This is a genomic window from Sphaerisporangium sp. NPDC051011 (assembly GCF_040653595.1).
GTDB lineage: Bacteria > Actinomycetota > Actinomycetes > Streptosporangiales > Streptosporangiaceae > Sphaerisporangium.
Map to the genome: position 1 here is coordinate 26,080 of NZ_JBFAGG010000008.1, position 18,888 is coordinate 44,967.

At 74.5% G+C, this 18,888-nt stretch carries 7 protein-coding genes; all 7 read left to right on the plus strand.

The genetic code is table 11. The features are described 5' to 3' along the window. Positions 1-4,014 (plus strand): SDR family NAD(P)-dependent oxidoreductase (locus AB0H21_RS19470; RefSeq protein ID WP_358518120.1); only part of this gene is annotated, 4,014 nt, incomplete at its 5' end. A 33-nt stretch (positions 4,015-4,047) separates the two neighbouring features. Further along, complete coding sequence (locus AB0H21_RS19475; RefSeq protein WP_358518123.1) at positions 4,048-11,409, plus strand: beta-ketoacyl synthase N-terminal-like domain-containing protein; 7,362 nt, start codon at positions 4,048-4,050, stop codon at positions 11,407-11,409. A gap of 5 nt (positions 11,410-11,414) precedes the next feature. Then, positions 11,415-13,016 carry a PfaD family polyunsaturated fatty acid/polyketide biosynthesis protein gene (locus tag AB0H21_RS19480; RefSeq protein ID WP_358518125.1) on the plus strand — a complete coding sequence of 534 codons (1,602 nt, stop codon included), beginning with the start codon at positions 11,415-11,417 and terminating at the stop codon, positions 13,014-13,016. Further along, positions 13,013-14,839, plus strand: a complete 1,827-nt coding sequence (locus AB0H21_RS19485; protein WP_358518127.1) for an acyl-CoA dehydrogenase — start codon at positions 13,013-13,015, stop codon at positions 14,837-14,839. The genes AB0H21_RS19480 and AB0H21_RS19485 overlap by 4 nt, the downstream gene beginning before the upstream one ends. Further along, the gene (locus AB0H21_RS19490; protein WP_358518130.1) at positions 14,836-16,605 is read left to right on the plus strand and encodes an acyl-CoA dehydrogenase family protein; all 1,770 of its coding nucleotides are present in this window, start codon (positions 14,836-14,838) and stop codon (positions 16,603-16,605) included. The genes AB0H21_RS19485 and AB0H21_RS19490 overlap by 4 nt, the downstream gene beginning before the upstream one ends. Continuing rightward, complete coding sequence (locus tag AB0H21_RS19495) at positions 16,605-17,384, plus strand: 4'-phosphopantetheinyl transferase superfamily protein (protein WP_358518133.1); 780 nt, start codon at positions 16,605-16,607, stop codon at positions 17,382-17,384. The genes AB0H21_RS19490 and AB0H21_RS19495 overlap by 1 nt, the downstream gene beginning before the upstream one ends. After that, the gene (locus AB0H21_RS19500; RefSeq protein ID WP_358518136.1) at positions 17,381-18,853 is read left to right on the plus strand and encodes a DHA2 family efflux MFS transporter permease subunit; all 1,473 of its coding nucleotides are present in this window, start codon (positions 17,381-17,383) and stop codon (positions 18,851-18,853) included. The genes AB0H21_RS19495 and AB0H21_RS19500 overlap by 4 nt, the downstream gene beginning before the upstream one ends. The last annotated feature ends 35 nt before the right edge of the window (positions 18,854-18,888 follow it).

The window sequence follows — 18,888 nt, forward strand, 5'->3', positions numbered from 1 at the left end:
GGGCACAGCACGAACGGGCACAGCACGAACGGGCACAGCACGAACGGGCACAGCACGAACGGGCACAGCACGAACGGGCACAGCACGAACGGGCACAGCACGAACGGGCACGGCAACGGCCACGCGAACGGCCACAACGGCAACGGCCACGGCACCAACGGGCACGGCGCCAACGGGCACAACGGCAACGGGCAGCTCGTCCCGAGCGTCGGCGCCATCGCGGCCAGCCACCTCGCCATGCACGGCGAGTACCTGCACAGCCAGCTCCGCCTCTCCGAGCGGCTCACCAACCTCGTCGAGGAGGGCAGCCGCCAGGACGCCGGGCCGTCCGAGAACATGATCGCCGGCATCACCGCCGTCACCGAGCACAGCCTCGCCATCGGGCAGAGCCACGTCTGGGCCAGCGAGGTCCTGCGCAGCTTCGCCCAGCTCGAGAACACCATGATCGCTCCCGGCCGTACGGTCGGCGGCGACGGCCCGGCGCCGAGCCTGCCCCAGGCAGTCGCGCCGTCCTACGAGATGCGGGCCATCGGCACCCTGACCCGCCCGGGCTGGACCGAGGAGACGGAGGCCGGTTTCGCGGTCACCCCCGCCGCTCCGGCGACCTTCGCGGGTCCCACCCAGGCGCCCGCTCCCGTCCCCGCGCCGGCCCCCGTCGCTCCGGCGCCCGTCGCCGAGCCCGCCGTCACGGTCGCCGTCGCCGTCGCCCCCCCGGCTCCGGCTCCGGTCCAGGCTCCGGTCCAGGCCGCCCCGGCCGGGAACGACGCGGACACCGTCCGGACCACCCTGCTCACCATCGTCGCCGAGAAGACCGGCTACCCCACCGACATGCTCGACCCGTCGATGGACGTCGAAGCCGACCTCGGCATCGACTCCATCAAGCGCGTCGAGATCATGGGCGCCCTGCGGGAATCCTTCCCCGGCTCCCCGTCGGTCAGCCCCGAGCGCCTCGCCGAACTGCGAACGCTCGACGACATCATCGGTTTCGTCGCCGGAGCCGCCGTCGCCGCCCCGGCCCCCGCGCCCGTCGCCGCCCCTGCTCCGGCTCCGGCTCCGGCTCCGGCTCCGGTCCAGGCTCCCGTCCAGGCCGCCCCGGCCGGGAACGACGCCGAGACCGTCCGGACCACCCTGCTCACCATCGTCGCCGAGAAGACCGGCTACCCCACCGACATGCTCGACCCGTCGATGGACGTCGAAGCCGACCTCGGCATCGACTCCATCAAGCGCGTCGAGATCATGGGCGCCCTGCGGGAATCCTTCCCCGGCTCGCCGTCGGTCAGCCCGGAGCGCCTCGCCGAACTGCGGACGCTCGACGACATCATCGGTTTCGTCGCCGGAGCCGCCGCCGCCCCGGCCCCCGCGCCCGTCGCCGCCCCTGCTCCGGCTCCGGCTCCGGCTCCGGTCCAGGCTCCCGTCCAGGCCGCCCCGGCCGGGAACGACGCCGAGACCGTCAGGACCACCCTGCTCACCATCGTCGCCGAGAAGACCGGCTACCCCACCGACATGCTCGACCCGTCGATGGACGTCGAAGCCGACCTCGGCATCGACTCCATCAAGCGCGTCGAGATCATGGGCGCCCTGCGGGAATCCTTCCCCGGCTCCCCGTCGGTCAGCCCCGAGCGCCTCGCCGAACTGCGAACGCTCGACGACATCATCGGTTTCGTCGCCGGATCGGCTTCCGCGCCGAACGGGGCGGAGGTGGTGAACGGCCCAAAAGCTGAAACCCTGCCGCGGATCGACCGCTGGCAGGCCGGGCTGACCCTCCTGCCGGTCGCCGGCCGGCAGGAGAACGCCTACCGTCACGCTCCGGTCGCCCTGGTGGCCGGGGCGGGCGGCCCGCTCGCCGACGCGATCACCGGCGCCCTCCACGGGGCCGGGTGGCGCACCGCCGAGCCCGGCGCCGCCCTCGACGAGGGGCTGGACCTGGTGCTGTACGTGACCCCCGAGCAGGTGGACGGCACCGCCACCGCCCTCACCGCGCTGCGCGACGCGGCCATGCTGGCCCGCGACACCCAGCGCGCGCTGGAGGCGTCGGCCAAGAACGGCCGCGCCGCCTTCGTGACCGTGTCCCGCCTGGACGGACGCCTCGGCGTCACCCCGTCCGGCGGCGCCACGGACGAGGCGGGCCTGGCGTCCGTCACGGTCGGCGGTGTCTCCGGTCTGGTGAAGACCCTGGCCGTCGAGGCTCCCACGGTGTTCTGCCGGGCGATCGACGTCGCCGCCGAGCTGCCGTACGACCGGGTGGGCGAGATCGTCCTGTCCGAGCTGTACGACGCCCGGGTCGCGCTGCGGGAGGTGGGCCACACCTCCGACGGCGCCCGCTGGACGACCACCCTGAGCGAGAGCGTCCCCGCCGGTGAGGCGCGGATCGCCCCGCCCGGCGTGGACGACCTGCTCGTGGTGACCGGCGGCGGTCGCGGCGTCACCGCCGCGTGCGTGATCGACCTCGCCAAGCGGCACCGCACGGGCCTGCTGCTGCTCGGCCGCACCCCGCTGGTGGACGAGCCGGCGTGGGCGCGGGACGTGCCGCTGGACAAGCTGAAGCCGGCCATCGCCGCGGCCCTCAAGGCCGAGGGGCTGAAGGTGACCCCGCGCGACATCGAGCCCCGCTTCCGGGAGCTCAAGGCGCAGCGGGAGATCCGCCAGACCCTGGCGGAGGTGACCGGGGCCGGGGCGCACGCGACGTACGTGCCAGCCGACGTCACCGACCCGGCGGCGCTGCGGACGGCGCTGGCCCCCTACCGCGACCGCGTCGTCGGTGTGGTGCACGGCGCCGGCGTCCTGGCCGACCAGCTCATCGTGGACAAGCGTCCGCAGGACGTGGACCGCGTGCTCGGCACCAAGCTCGCCGGCCTGGCCGGTGTGCTCGCCGCGCTGGACCCCGCCAGGCTGCGCCACGTCGTGCTCTTCTCCTCGGTCGCCGGATTCTTCGGCAACCAGGGGCAGGCCGACTACGCCATGGCCAACGAGGCGCTCAACCGGATCGCGGCCCGGCTGCGGGGGGCCAACCCCGGCGCCCGGGTCACCTCGATCAACTGGGGCGCCTGGGACGGCGGCATGGTCACTCCGGAGCTCGCCCGGCTCTTCAAGGAGCGCGGCGTGGACCTGATCCCGCTGCGCACCGGGGCGCGGATGTTCGCCGAGCAGTTCGACGCCGAGCGTTCGGCCGACCTGGTCTGCGTCATCGGGCCGGACAAGCCGCTGTCGGAGGCCGAGCCGCCCGCGCTGCCCGCCACCGGGGTCACCGTGACCCGGGACCTCGGCGCGGTGGCCGGGGAGCCGGTCCTCGCCGACCACCGGATCGGGGAGCACGCGGTGCTGCCCGCGACGGCGGCCCTCGGCGGGATCCTCGCCGCGGCGCAGGAGGTGACCGGAACGCCGTCGGGCGGCGCGCGGGACTTCACCGTCCTCAAGGGCGTCGTCTTCGACGCCGGCGCGCCCGGCACGCTGCGGTTCACCCTGACGCCGCACGCGACCGGCACCAAGGTCGAGGTGCACGACGAGAACGGCCGTCCCCGCTACCGGGGGGTCGTGGAGGCCGCGGGCCCCGCGCCGGCACGGCTGACCGGGCTGCCCGGTCTCGACGGCGGCGAGCCCTGCACCGCGTACGAGGACGGCACCCTGTTCCACGGCGACGGCCTGCGCGGCCTGAGCCGGGTGCTGGACCCGGGCCGGCGCATGGTCCTGCGGGCCGAGCTGCCCGCCACCTCGTTCGCCGCCGGGGCGTACGGCACCGGCCACTACGACCCCGTCCTGGCCGACCTGCTCCTGCAGGCCGTCCTGGTCTGGGTGCGCCGGCACACCGGCCAGGCCAGCCTTCCCGCCGGCATCGGCCACGCCGAGGCGCACGCGCCGATCCCCGCGGGCGAGCCCTTCCTCATCGTGGTCGACGAGGTGACCGTCAGCGGCCCCATGGTGCGCTGCACGGTCAGCGCCTGCGACGGCGACGGACGGGTCTACCTCCGGTTCGCCGGGGTCCAGGCGATCTGCCGCGACAGCGGCGGCGCGCAGTAACCACGCACCGACACACCCCGCGGATGGAGAGTCATGTCCACGCCAGAGCATGTTGCGGATCCCACTGGACAGGAACCCGTAGCGATAGTCGGGATCGCCTGCCTGCTGCCAGGCGCCGACACCCCCGAGCAGTTCTGGGCCAATCTGCGGTCCGGGGTGGATCTGCGTCGCCCCGGTGGCCGCGAGATGTTCGGCACGGACGAGACCGTCCCCGGCGGGTGGGGTGACCCGGACCACCGGGTCACCGCCACCCGGGGCGGGTTCGTCACCGAGCCGCCCATCGACCTGACCGGCCTGCGCATCCCGGCGGAGACGCTGCACGGGCTGGACAAGGTCGTCCGGTGGCCGCTGCACACCGTCCGCCGCGCGCTGGCCGACGCCGGCATCGCCGAGGACTCGGCGGTCCTGGCGCGGACCGGCGTGATCCTGGGCAACTACGCCTTCCCCACCGAGACGTCGGTGCGCTCCTGCGTGCCGCTGGTCCGGCGGGCGGTGAGCGCCGGGCTCCGCCGTGCGGGCCTGGAGCTCCCCGGCCCCTTGACCGACGCGGCCGAGGCGGCCGGAGGGGAGGAACCGGCCGAGCTGTGGCCGTTCGGCCTTCCGGCCACGGTGGTGGCGGACGCCTTCGGTCTCGGCGGCGCCCGGCTGACGCTGGACGCCGCCTGCTCCTCCGCGCTCTACTCGCTGGCCCTGGCCCGCAGGTACCTGTCGACGGGCCGGGCCGACGTGATGCTGGCGGGCGCGGTGTGCGCGCCGGACCCGCTGCTGATCCACCTGTCCTTCTCCGACCTCAAGGCCTTCCCCGCCGACGGGATGAGCCAGCCGTTCGACGGCCGCTCGCAGGGCATCGTGACCGGCCAGGGCGCCGGGATCTTCGTCCTGAAGCGGCTGTCGGACGCCCGGCGCGACGGCGACCGGATCCACGCGGTGCTCGGCCCGATCGGGCTGAGCAACGACGGCGCGGGCGGGCACCTGCTCACCCCGCGCAAGGACGGCCAGGTCGAGGCGTACCACCGGGTCTACACCGACCACGGCATCGACCCGGCCGAGGTCGACTACATCGAGTGCCACGCCACCGGCACGCCGCTCGGCGACTCGACCGAGCTGCGCGGCCTCGCGGAGTTCTTCGACGGGCGGGGCGGCGTGCCGCCGCTGGGCTCGGTGAAGGCCAACGTGGGCCACCTGCTGACCGTGGCGGGCTTCACCAGCATGCTGAAGGCGATCCTGGCGCTGCGGCACGGGACGGTCCCGGCGACGCCGGGCGTCGGCGAGCCGCTGCGTCCCGCCGAGGCGCTGACGGCGGCCGACCGGGTCGTGCTGACCGAGCGTCCCTGGCCGGCGCCCCGGGTCGCGCGTGACCCGGAGCACCGGGTGGCCGCGGTGTCCGCGTTCGGCTTCGGCGGCACCAACGCCCACGCGATCCTCACCACCGATCAGGCCGCGGACGTCCTCCCCTCGGGGCAGACCACGGACACCACCATGGGCGCGGACCCGGCGGACGGGCGGATGGCGCTGGTCGGGCTGGGCCTGCGGGCCGGGCCGCTGGCCGGCGTCCCGGACTGGCAGCGCGCGGCCCGCACGGGCACGCCCGCCCTGGTCGACCGTCCCGAGCACCGCTGGTACGGCCTGGCCGACGCGGAGCCCGCGCCGGTCACCGCCGAGCAGGCCGAGCGGGCGGGGTACGCGGACACGATCGACGTGGACGCGCGCACCTACCGCATCCCGCCGGGCGAGCTCGGCCACGCCAACCCGCAGCACCTGCTGCTGTTCGAGGCGGCCGAGCAGGCGCTCGCCGACGCGGGGTACGCCGCGCGGCCGTCCGGGCGGCGCGCGAGCCGGCTTCCCGAGCGCCGCGTCGCGGTGGTCGTCTCAATGGAGCTGGAGCCGCGCACCCACACCCACCGCGCCCGGTTCGACATCGGCGCCCACGTGCGGGCCGAGGTCGAGAGGGCCGGGGTGAAGCTGGGCGAGGAGGCCCTGGCCAAGCTGGAGACCGCCGTGCGCGGCGCCGTGCACGACCCGATCGGCGCCAACGAGGTCCTCAGCTACATCGGCAACATCATGGCCAGCCGCATCTCGTCCTCCCGCAACCTGACCGGCCCGTCGTTCACGGTCGCGGCCGACGCCACGGGCGGCGCCCGCGCGCTGGAGGTCGCCTCGCTGCTGCTGCTCGACCCGACCATCGAGGCGGTCCTGGTCGGCGGCGTGGACCTGGCGGCGGGAATCGAGAACGTCGCCGCCCGCACGGCGCTGGCCGAGCTGACCGGCGGGCTGCCGCCCGTGCCCGGCGACGCCGCCGCGGCGGTCGTGGTCACCCGCCCGGGTGACGCGGGCGACCGCACGGTGTACGCGACCATCGAGGCGATGGCGGTGCGCTCCGACGCCGCCGGTCCGGGTGCCGCGCTGGCCGCGGCGGCGGGCGCGAGCCTGTCGGCCGCCGGTCTCGGCGCCGGCGACGTGGACTACCTGGAGCTGGCCTCGGCGTCCCCCGCCGAGGTGGCCGCCGAGCTTGCCGGGGCGTACCCGGCGGGCGAGGACGGCGAGGGCTGCCTGGTGGGCGGCGCCGCCGCGCTCGCCGGCGACAGCCAGCAGGCCTCCGTGCTGACCGCGCTGGTCAGCGCGGCCGGCTGGCTGCACCGGGCGGAGTTTCCCGCGACGCCGGAGCCGCTGCGCGAGGTGCTGGACGGCCTGCCGCCGACCCGGCTGGAGGTCTCCGGCGAGCCGATGCCGTTCCTGCGCCGCAAGCGGGACCGGCCCCGGATCGCCGCCGTCGCCGCCTGGGACGGCCGGAGGCTCGCGGGCGGCAACGCCGCCGCCCACATCGTCCTGGCCGGCGCCGCCACGCGCGGCGAGACCGTCGAGACCGACTGGCGCGAGGCCCCCGGGCACCTGATGCTCGCGATCAGCGCCGACGACGCGGGCACCATGACCGACCTGGTCCGCCAGTACCGCTCGGCGCTCGACCACGGGCGCGACCCGTGGGAGCTGGTCCGCGAGGCGGCACCGCGCAGCGGGTCCCGGCGCTACACGGCGGTGCTGGTCGCCCCCGACGGGGACCGGCTGCGCCGCGAGCTGGACGCCGCCGAGCGCGACCTGCCGGGCGTGCTCGCGGGCGGCGGCGAGTGGGCGACCCCGGCGGGCAGCTACTGCACCGGCCGCCCGGTCGGCGATGGGCGCGTGGCCTTCGTCTACCCCGGCGCCTTCACCGGCTACCCGGGAATGGACCGCGACCTGTTCCGCCTCTTCCCCGGCCTGCTCGAACGCTTCGAGCAGGAGGCCGACCGCCCGCGCGACCGGTTCAAGCACCGCTGGCTGTACCCGCGCGGCTCCCGGCCGTTGCAACGGCGCGACCTGATGCGGCACGAGGAGCGCCTGATCGACGAGATCCCGGTGCTGCTCGCCGCCGGCACCAACACGGCGGTGCTGCGCACCCAGCTCCTGCGCGACGTGCTCGGGATCACCCCGGACGGCGGGTTCGGTTACAGCCTCGGGGAGAGCAGCATGCTCTTCGCGATGGACGTCTGGGCCTCCGCGGCCCGCGACGACGCCAAACTGGCCGCCACGCCCCTGTTCCGCGACCGCCTGCGCGGCCCCAAGCACATGGTCCGCGAGACGTGGGGCCTGCCCGAGGGCACCCCGGACTCCGCCGTCTGGGCGAGCTACCTTCTGCTCGCCGGGCCCGAGGCGGTGGGCGAGGCCATGAAGGGCCTGGACCGGGTCTTCCTCACCCACATCAACACCCCGAACGAGGTGGTCGTCGGCGGCGACCCGGAGCAGGTCCGCGAGCTGATCCGGCGGACCGGCTGCCAGGCCGCCAAAGCCCCGGCCAACCACGTCATGCACTGCCCGATGGTCGACCCGGGCCTGGCCGAGCTGGCCGAGCTCAACCGCTACACGCCCGGCGCGCCCGACCCGCGCCTGGAACTGCTCTCCGCCTTCGACTACGACACCGTCGACCCGTCCGACCTGGAGACGGTGGCCGAGCGCATCGCCTGGACGCTGCGCAGCACCATCGACTTCTCGCAGCTCACCCGGGTCGCCCACGACCGCGGCTTCCGTTTCTTCATCGAGATGGGCCCCGGCGCGACCTGCACCCGCTGGATCGGCGAGACCCTCGCCGACAGCCCGCACGTGGCCGTGTCGGTGGACCGCCGGCACACCTCGGTGAGCGGCGCGCTGGCGCAGGCGCTGGCGCGGCTGGCCAGCCACGGCCTGCCGGTCGACCTGGGACGCCTGCTGGGCGCCGCCGAGCACGCGGGCACGGCGTCCGCCGAGCGGAAGCTGATCCGCACGGTGCAGTGCGGCGGCGAGTCGATCGTCGAGCGCGTCGCCCGCCAGGCAGCCCCCGTCCTCGCGCCGGCCGAGCCGGACGCGGCCATCGCCGTCACGGACGGCCCCAAGGAGGTGACCACCGTCATGGCCGACCCCATCGAATACCGGCCCGAGGACATGACCGTCTGGGACATCGAAGCCGAGGAAGTCATCACGCTGGACGGCGACCCGTTCGTCTTCCTGCCCGACACCACCGGCCACGCCGAACTGCACCACACCGGCTACGACCAGGCGGGACCCCAGGGCGCCACGCCCGCACGTCCCGCCGGAGCGGCCGGGTCCGCCCCGGGCGCGCCGTCGCCGCGCCAGCACGGCGCCGGCCTGCCGGTACGCCGGGTTCGTCCCCTTCGCGGGGCGAGTCAGCGGCCGCGCCGCCTCGCCGGCCCGGCGACCGACGCCCTGTCCGGCAACGTGGCCTCGATGGCCGACTGGGTCGCCGAGGCGCACCGCGCCGCGATACGCGCCCACCACGCGATCCTGGACGGCGCCGTCGCGCGGCTGGAGCAGGCCTCGTCCGGCGGCACCGTGACGGCCTTCCCTGCTCCCCCCTCCGGTGGCCAGACGCCGCCGGCCCAGCCCCAGCCGACCCAGCCCCAGCCGACCCAGCCTCAGCCCGTTGCGAACCAGCCGGTTGCGAACCAGCCGGGCGATAACCGTCCGATCATGGACGAGAAGGACCTGCTGGAGTTCGCCTCTGGCAAGATCGCCAACGTCTTCGGACCGGCGTTCGCCGAGGTCGACACGTACCCGGCCCGGACCCGCCTGCCCGAGCCGCCGTACCACTTCGTCACCCGGGTGACCGCCCTGAAGGGCGAGACGGGCGTGTTCGAGCCGTCGTCCATCACCACCGAGTACGACGTGCCCACCGGCGCCTGGTACAGCGTCGACGGGCTGGTCCCCTGCGCGGTGACCATCGAGGCCGGCCAGTGCGACCTGCTGCTGATCAGCTACCTCGGCATCGACCTGAAGCACAAGGGCGACCGCGTCTACCGCCTGCTGGACAGCACGCTGGTCTTCCACGGCCCGCTGCCCCGCGAGGGCCAGACGCTGCGCTACGACATCACCATCAAGCGCTTCGTCTGGAACGGTGACGCGCTGCTGTTCTTCTTCGGCTACAAGTGCTACGCCGACGGGGAGCTGATCCTGGAGCTGCTGGACGCCTGCGCCGGCTACTTCACCCAGGCCGAGCTGGACAACCCGCTCGGCGTGGTGCTCTCGGAGGGGGACAAGGCCCGGCGCGCGGCGCTGGAGAAGACCTGGTTCAAGCCGCTGGCCCGCACCGACCGCACGTCGCTGACCTCCAAGGACCTGGCGCTGCTCGCGGAGGGACGCCGCGGCGAGGTCTTCGGCCCGACCTACGACCAGGGCGACGCGAACCGCTCCCTGCGCCTGCCCGGCGAGATGCTGCGCATGATCGACGAGATCCCGTCGATCGACCGCCTGGGCGGCCCGTGCGGGCTCGGCGAGCTGAGCGCGGTCAAGAACCTGGAGCCGGACGGCTGGTACTTCACCTGCCACTTCCCCGGCGACCCGGTGCTGGCCGGCTCGCTGGTCGCCGAGGGCGGGGTGCAGCTCCTCCAGACGTACGCGATGTACCTGGGCATGCACCTGGTCCTGCCGGACGCCGAGTTCCAGTCGGTGCCCGGGCTGCGCACGGAGGTCAAGGTGCGCGGCCAGATCACCCCAGGTACCCGGAACATCCGCTACCAGGCGGAGATCATCGGGCTGACCCTGCTCCCCCGGCCCACCGTGATCGCCGACCTGACCGTCTACGACGGCGACAAGCCGATCGTGTCGATGCGCAACTTCGGCGTGCAGCTCCGGGAGAAGCCGGGCACGCGGTACCGTCCGGGCCCCGGCGGCGTGCCGGAGTACCTCGGCCGGCACAACGCCAAGGGCGAGATCGCGTTCATCAACGAGCTGCACCTCGCGCACGCGGCCAAGGGCGACCTCGGCACCGCGATGGGCCCCGAGTTCGACGTCTACCGCGACCGCCGGGCGCCGCACATCCCCAACGGCGACTTCCAGTTCGTCGACCGGATCATGGCGCTGGAGGGCACCCGCGGCAAGCTGACCGCCGGGTCGAAGATGGAGACCGAGTACGACTCTCCGCCGGAGGCCTGGTACTACTCCGACAGCCCGACCGGCAACATGCCGAACTGCGTGCTCATGGAGACCTCGCTGCAGGCCGCGATCCTGTGCGGGTACTACCTGGGCGCCACGCTGGCGAGCCCGCAGGACGAGTTCGCGATCCGCAACCTCGACGGCAAGGCCGCCCTGGTCAAGGACGTCGACCTGCGGGGCAAGACCATCCGGCAGAAGACGACCATGCTGTCCAGCCAGGCGGTCATCGGGGCGACGCTGCAGAACTTCCGCTACGAGCTGTTCGCCGACGACGAGCTGTTCTACGCCGGCGAGTCGCTGTTCGGGTACTTCACCGAGGCGGCGCTGAGCAACCAGGTCGGCCTGGACGCCGGCAAGTACGTCGCGCCGTGGCTGGAGGAGCAGACCGCCCTGGACCCGGCCCGGGTTCGCCGCCTGGCGCTCCCGTCGAGCGACCCGCGCCGCGCGCCGAGGGACGCCGACGGCCTGCGCCTCGGCGACGGGCACCTGGGCAGCCTGGTGGACGAGATCACGCTGGTCGCCGACGGCGGCGCGCACGGCAAGGGCTACCTGCTCGGCCGCCGCGTCATCGACCCGGCCGAGTGGTACTTCAGCTGCCACTTCCACCGCGACCCGGTGATGCCCGGATCGCTCGGCGTGGAGGCGGTGATCCAGGGGCTCCAGACCTTCGTGATGGAGACCGGCCTCGCCGACGGCATCCCGGACGCCCGGTTCGCCGCCCCCGTGGACGTCGCCATGGGCTGGAAGTACCGCGGCCAGATCCTGCGCGAGGACAAGGAGATGACCTTCGACCTGCACGTGAAGGAGATCCGCCGGGAGGACGACCGCCTGGTCGTCATCGCCGACGCCAGCGTGTGGAAGCCCGGGCTGCGCATCTACGAGCTCACCGATGTGGCCATCGAGGTCCGCGCCGGCGGCACCGCCGGCCGGGAGGAGTGAACGCAATGACCGTCACCGTCCAGCCGACCGGCGCCGGCCTTCTCCCCGGCCCGCGCCCGGTCCGCACCGACCCCGCCGGAATCTACGAGGCACTGTCCCGGCTCGAGGAACCCGTCTTCGTGGTCCGGAGCGGCTCCGGGATCGGCGTCAGCAACACCCGTCCCCAGGGCACCGCGGCGGTCGTCGCCGCGGTCGGGCCCCTCACGCCCGAGCGCCTCGGCGACGCGGGCTTCCGGGCCCGGCACGGCCTGCGCTACGCCTACATGGGCGGCGCGATGGCCGGCGGCATCGCCTCGGAGGACCTGGTGATCGAGCTGGCCAAGGCCGGCTACCTGGGCTCCTTCGGCGCCGCCGGGCTGCTGCCCGAGCGCATCGAGCGGGCGCTGGACCGCTTCGCCATGGAGATCCCGGCCCTTCCGTACGCCGTCAACCTGATCCACGCCCCCAGCGAGGAGGGCCTGGAGCGCAATGGTGTGGAGCTGTTCCTGAGGTACGGGGTGCGCTGCGTGGAGGCGTCCGCCTTCATGGACCTCACCCCGCACATCGTCCGCTACCGGGTCGCGGGGCTCACCCGCGACCGCCAGGGCCGTCCGGTCGCGGTGAACCGGGTGATCGCCAAGGTCTCCCGGCCCGAGGTCGCCGAGCGGTTCCTGCGCCCGGCCCCCGAGACGATGGTCGCGGACCTGCTGGCCCGCGGCCTGGTCACCGCCGAGCAGGCGGAGCTGGCCCGGGTGGTGCCGATGGCCGACGACATCACCGTCGAGGGCGACTCGGGCGGGCACACCGACCGGCGTCCGCTGGTCGCGCTGTTCCCGGTCATCGCGGCGCTGCGCGACGAGGCGCAGCGCCGGTGGGGGTACCCGGTGCGGCTCGGCGCCGCGGGCGGGCTCGGCACGCCCGCGTCCATCGCCGCCGCGTACGGCCTCGGCGCCGACTACGTCGTGATCGGCTCGGTCCACCAGGCGTGCCTGGAGTCGGGCACCTCGGACCCGGTGCGCAGGATGCTCGCGGCGGCCGGGGTGGCCGACTGCGACATGGCCCCGGCGGCCGACATGTTCGAGCTCGGCGTGGACCTGCAGGTTCTGCGCAAGGGCAGCATGTTCCCGATGCGGGCCCGCCGCCTGTACGAGCTGTACAAGCAGTACGACGGCGTCGAGGCGCTGCCGGCCGACGAGCGGCGCAAGCTGGAGACCCAGATCTTCCGCCGCCCGCTGGACGACATCTGGGCCGACGTGCAGGAGTACTTCACCCGGCGCGACCCCGAGCAGCTCGAGCGCGCCGGCCGGGAGCCGCGCCGCAAGATGGCCCTCATCTTCCGCTGGTACCTCGGGATGGCGTCGCGGTGGGCGAGCGTCGGCGAGGCCGACCGGGGCGCCGACTACCAGATCTGGTGCGGTCCGGCGATGGGCGCGTTCAACGCCTGGACCGCCGGGACGCCCCTGTCGGCGGTCGAGAACCGGACGGTGGCCCGGGTGGCGTCCGAGCTGATGCGCGGCGCGGCCTTCACCGGTCGCGTCCAGCAGCTCGCGCTCGGCGGCGTCCGCCTGCCCGCCGCAGTCCGCTCCTACCGGCCGGTGCCGCTGGTCAGGGAGGACGTGGCGGCGTGAACGGCGTACTTCGCACGGAGCCGCTGCCCCGCTTCCGGGCGGCGTCCGAACTGGACCGGTCGCTCGGCGACCCGGCCTCCGAGGAGAACCCGTACGGCTTCGCGGGCGCGCTCGCCCGCGACCAGGCGGCGGCGTTCCCGTCCGACCTGGCCGCCGCGGCGGGACCGCTGCTGCGCCTGTCCTACGTGCCGGCGGCCGACGGCGGCACCATGGAGGCCGCGGACGAGACGCTGGTCACCGTCCGGACGGCGGCCCGCAGGGACCTGGCCGTGATGCCGGCGACCATGTTCAGCATCACCGCCGCCACGTGCGTCCTGCTGGCCGGTGACGCCGGCCAGCGGGCGCGGGTGGTGGAGCTGCTGCGCCGGCGCGGCGCGGTGGGCTTCGCGCTCACCGAGGACGGCCACGGCGGCGACCTGCTGGCCAACGAGTGCCGGCTGGAGCCCGACGGCGAGGGCGGGTACCGGCTGTTCGGCCGCAAGTGGCTGGTGGGCCTCGGCGACCGGGCCGGCGCCCTGGTGGTGTGCGCCCGCACCGGGCGGCGCGGGCCGGGGGCGTTCACGCTGGTCCTGCTGGAAGGCCCGGTGGTCGAGGAGTGCCGCACCGCGATCCGCCCGAGCAGCGGGATGCGCGGCATCGGCCTGGCCGGGTTCGAGTTCGACGGCGTCCCGGTGCCGGCGAGCGCCCTGGTCGGCCGCGAGGGACGCGGCCTGGACATCGCGATGCGGGCCATGCAGTACGTGCGGGTGATGAGCACCGGGGCGAACCTGGCCGCATCCGACACGGCGCTGCGCATGGCGATGGACTTCGCCGCCCGCCGCCGCGTCGGCGACCGGCCGCTCGTCGGCCTGCCTCCGGCGCGGCGCGAGATCGCCACCGCGGTCACCGCGCTGCTGGCCGTCGAGGCCGGCGCGCTCGGCGCGGCCCGGGCGCTGCACCTGGCCCCCGAGGCGCAGGCCCTGTGGTCCAGCGTGGTCAAGCACGTGTCGATCGACGCGGCGGAGGAGGTCTTCGCGCGTAGCGGCGACCTGCTGGGCACCCAGGGGTTGCTGCGCAGGGGTGCGACCGCCGCGTTCGACACCTTCCGCCGGGACAACGCGGTGGTGCGGCACATCGACACCGGCCCGCTGGCCAACCTGCGCCTGGTCACGACGTCGCTCACCCAGGCGGCACTGTCCCGTCCGGCGCAGGGCGGCCGGGAGGGCGCCGCGGACCCCGCGGTCGCCGCCGGGCTGTTCGACCTCTCCGCGGCCCCGCCGCCCGCCCGGCTGGACGGGCTGACGGTGGCCGGGCGCGGCGAGCCCGTGACCGGCGGCCTGCCCGAGGTCGCCGACCTGGTCCGCGCGGAGCTGACCGCCACCGGAGGCCCGCTCGCCGACGCGGCGGACCAGGCGGTGGCGCGGCTGCTCGCGGCCCTGGCGGCGCAGTCGGACCGGGTGCGCGGCCTTGTCGGTGGAAAGCTGCTCGCCGACCGGGCCGAGGGGGCGCCCGACCTGCTGGAGGAGGCCGAGCGGTTCTGCTTCCTGCACGCCGCCGCGAGCTGCGTCCACCTGTGGTGGGCCAACCGGGAGCTGCCCCTGCTCGGCGGGGACCCGGGCGACCCGACGTGGCTGGCCGCCACGGTCGGCGTCCTGCTGGCCCGCGCGGACGGCAGGTGGCGCCTGCCCGCCTCCCTGGCCGAGCCGATGGCCGAGGTGGCGGAGCGGCTGCACCGCGAGGGCCTGCTGATGTCCGTCACCGCGCTGCCACTCGCCGAGCACGACCGTCCCGAGAAGGCGAACGAGCCCCAGACCGCGAACGAGAAGGAAGGGGAGGCGCCGTGACCGTCAAGGAGCAGGTCGCGGTGGCCGAGGAGCTGGAGCGCTATCTCGGCGACCCGCACGATCCGGCGAGCCCGATGTCGTTCGCCAAGATCCTCGATCTGGACGAGCGCGAGGAGTTCCCGTACGAGCTGGTGGGCCTGCTGCAGAGCTGGCAGGTGCACCAGTACTGCCTGCCGTCGGCCTTCGGCGGGCGGGCGGGCGACGTCGAGGTGGGCTTCAACCTGCTGCGGCTGGTGGCCCGCCGCGACCCGACCACGGCGACCGCGCTGATGCTCACCAACCTGGCGTTCATGCCGACGTGGATCGCCGGCACCGACGAGCAGAAGCGGCACTTCGTCGGGGCGATCAACCGCGGCACCCGGATGGCGTGGGGGCTGTCCGAACGCGACCACGGCAGCGACGTGCTGAGCAACGAGATGCGCGCCGAGAAGGTCGACGGCGGCTACCTGCTGACCGGCGAGAAGTGGCTGATCGGCAACGCGACCGTCGCGGACGTGGTGAGCGTGCAGGCGCGCACCAGCGAGCGCGGCGGCCCCGGCGGCTGGTCGATCTTCGCGGTGGACAAGCGCCAGTGCCCGGCCGGCTCGGTGGCCCCCCTGCCCAACGAGCGGATCCACGGGCTGCGGGCGCTGGACATGAGCGGCATCCGCCTGGACGGGGTGTTCGTCCCGGACTCGGCCCGGCTGGGCGCGGAGGGGCAGGGCCTTGAGCTCGCCCTGAAGAGCGGCCAGGTCGCCCGGACCACGATCAACGGCATGGGGCTGGGCGCCGTCGACACCGCGATGCGGGTCACGCTGGACTTCGTCACCGAGCGGGTCATCTTCGGCCAGAAGGTGATCGACGTGCCCTACACCCGGCGCCAGCTCGCCGAGTCCTTCGCCGACATGATCGTCGCGGACGCGGTCACCACCGGGGCCGTGCGCGGGCTCCAGGCCAACCCGGGCCAGGCCAGCGTCTACTCGTCGGTGGTCAAGTACTACGTGCCGACCTCGCTGGAGCGCACGCTGTCCCAGCTGTCGGTGGTGCTCGGCGCCCGTCTGTACCTGCGGTCGCACCCGCACTACGGCATCTACCAGAAGATGCTGCGCGACGCGCTCGTGGCGATCTTCGCCGACGGCAACACCGTCGTGAACCTCAAGAACGTCGCGCTCCAGCTCGACGGCCTGCTCGGCACGGTCGGCGGCCCGGTGACGCCGGAGGCGGAGGCCCGCGTCGAGGCGCAGTACGACCTGGACGCGACGCTGCCCGAGTGGAACCCCGCCGACCAGCAGCTCTTCAGCCGGGGCGCCGACGACACCGTGCTCCTGCTGCCCGACACGGTCCGGCGGCTGCGGGCGCGGGCCGAGACCCACCCGGACGCGCGGCAGCGCGACTGGCTGTCCCGGGCCGCGGACGTCGCCGGGTCGCTCGTCCAGGAGCTGGAGCGCGTGCGCGCGGAGGTCCGGCGGCTGCGCGAGACGCACGGCAAGGGGTACGCCGGCACGGCCGAGCTGTTCCGCCTGGCCGAGCAGTACTGCGCGGTCCACGCCGCCGCCGCGACGGCGCACCTGTTCACCCGCTCGGCGGAGGCGCTCGCCGAACCGTTCCCGGACGGCGCGCTGCTGCTGATGTGCCTGGAGCGGGTCGCCCGGCAGTTCCGTCCCGCCCAGCCCGTCACCGACCAGGAGGTGGTCGACCGGGTGGTGGAGATCCTGCGCGATCTGCACTCCGGACGCCAGTTGTTCTCCTTCTGGCAGTTCCAGCTCAGCGCCTCGGGCGAGCGGTGATGAGCGCTCTCACCGCCCCCGCGCGGGACCTCCTGCCGGCCGCCGCCGCCGAGGCGGGCGTGTGGCTGCTGGCGGAGTCCCAGGTGGAGCCGCTGGCCGCCGCCGCACCGCCGGAGGGGGTCCTCTCCGGCGGCGAGCGGGAGCGGGTCGCGCGGCTGCGCGGCCCCGGCGCCCGCAGGCGCGGACTCGGCGCCCGGCTGCTGTCCCGGCTGTTGCTCGGCCGGTACGCCGGGGTGCGCCCGTCGTCGCTGAAGTTCGCCACCCGCTGGCACGGCCGGCCCGAGCTGTCGCCGAACCCGTGGAGCCTGCGGTTCAACCTGTCGCACACCGAGGGGTGGATCGCCTGCGTGGTCACCTTCGAGGCGCCGTGCGGCGTGGACGTCCAGCGGCCCGTCGACGAGGACGTACTGCACCACCTGGCGATGGCGGTGTCCGAGCCGGAGGCGGCGCGGCTGTCCGTCCTGCACTCCGGGCCGCGGGCGCGGGCGCTCGTGGACACCTGGACGGTGAAGGAGGCCTACACGAAGGCGCTCGGCGTCGGCCTGCGGTACGGCTTCGAGCACCTCACCGTCGACGGCCTGCCCGACGGGCCGGTCACGCTGCACGACGCGCGTGCCCGGCACACCGGGGACCGCCCCTGGCGGTTCCACCTCCAGCACCTGCCCACCGGCCACTCCCTGGCCGTCGCCGTCCGCCGGCCGGGGCCGGCGCCTTATCCGATCGTCGTCCGGCACTTCATGGATTCGCCTGACATCTCCTTGGAAGGGGTAGCCCTGTGAACCCACGTCGTGGGCTCGCCGCCACAGTCGTGGCCAGTTCGGTACCTATGTTCCTGGTGGCGCTCAACAACCTGGTCGTCACCAACGCGCTGCCCGAGATCGGCCGCGATCTCGGGGGCGGCCTCGACGATCTGCAGTGGGTCGTCAACGCCTACGTGCTCGCGTTCGCGGGCCTGCAGCTCACCGCCGCGGCCCTCGGTGACCGGCTCGGCCGCCGCAGGCTCTTCGTGATCGGCATCCTGGTCTTCGTCGCGGCGTCTGCGGCCTGCGCCCTCGCCACGACCACCCCGGCGCTGATCGCCGCCCGCGTGGCCCAGGGCATCGGCGCGGCCGCGGTCTTCCCGCTCTCCCTCACCCTGCTCGCCGCCGGAGTCTCCGAGAAGCGCAGGAACCTGGCCGTCGGCCTCTGGGGCGCCGTCTCCGGCACCGCCGTCGCCGTGGGCCCGCTGGTCGGCGGCGCCGTCACCGAGGGCCTGAGCTGGCAGTGGATCTTCTGGGTCAACGTCCCGATCGGCCTCGCGGCCATCGGCCTCGTCTTCCGGGTGCTCGGCGAGAGCAAGGGGACGGGCCGCGGCCTGGACCTGCCCGGCATGGTGCTCGGCGGCGCCGCCATCACCACGGCGGTCTGGGCGATCGTCGAGGCGCACGGCCGCGGCTGGACCGACTCGGTCATCCTGGGCGCGTTCGGCGCCGCCGCCGTGCTGCTGGTCCTGTTCGTCCTGTGGGAGCGGCGCACCGCCGACCCGCTGCTGCCGCTGACCTTCTACCGCACCCGCCCGTTCGTCTTCAGCAACCTCGTGTCGCTGGCGATGTACTTCGGGGTGTTCGGCTCGATCTTCCTGCTCGTGCAGTACCTCCAGGGGCCGCTCGGCTACTCGCCCATGGAGGCGGGCGTGCGCACCCTGCCCTGGACGCTGATGCCGATGTTCCTGGCCCCGGTGGCCGGCATGCTCACCAGCCGGATCGGCGGCGGCCCGCTGATGGCCGCCGGGCTCGGCCTCCAGGCCATCGCCCTGTTCTGGATCGGCACGCTGGCCGACGTGGACCTCGCCTACACCTCGCTGATCCCGGCCATGGTGGTCGCGGGCATCGGCATGGGCCTGACCTTCGCGCCGAACTCGGCGGTGGTGCTGGCCTCGGTGAAACCCGAGGAACACGGCAAGGCGTCCGGCGCCAACAGCACGATCCGGGAGATCGGCGGCGCGCTCGGCGTCGCGGTCCTGGCGACGGTGTTCCAGGACAACGGCGGCGTGGTGGGCCCGTCCCCCGCGGGGCCGACGGCCTTCTTCGACGGCCTGGTGCCGGCCCTGTACGTCGGCGCGGCCGTGGTCGCGGCGGGCGCCCTGGCCGGGGCCCTGATCCCGCGCCTGAAGCGCGCCGCCAAGCCCGAGACCGAGGGCACCGCCGTCCAGCGGGACGAGGCCCCGGCCTACAGCGGCGCGGGCGAGCACACCCAGGTCACGGTCTGACCGCGGCGCGGCCCCGGTGGCGCCGACCGGCTCGG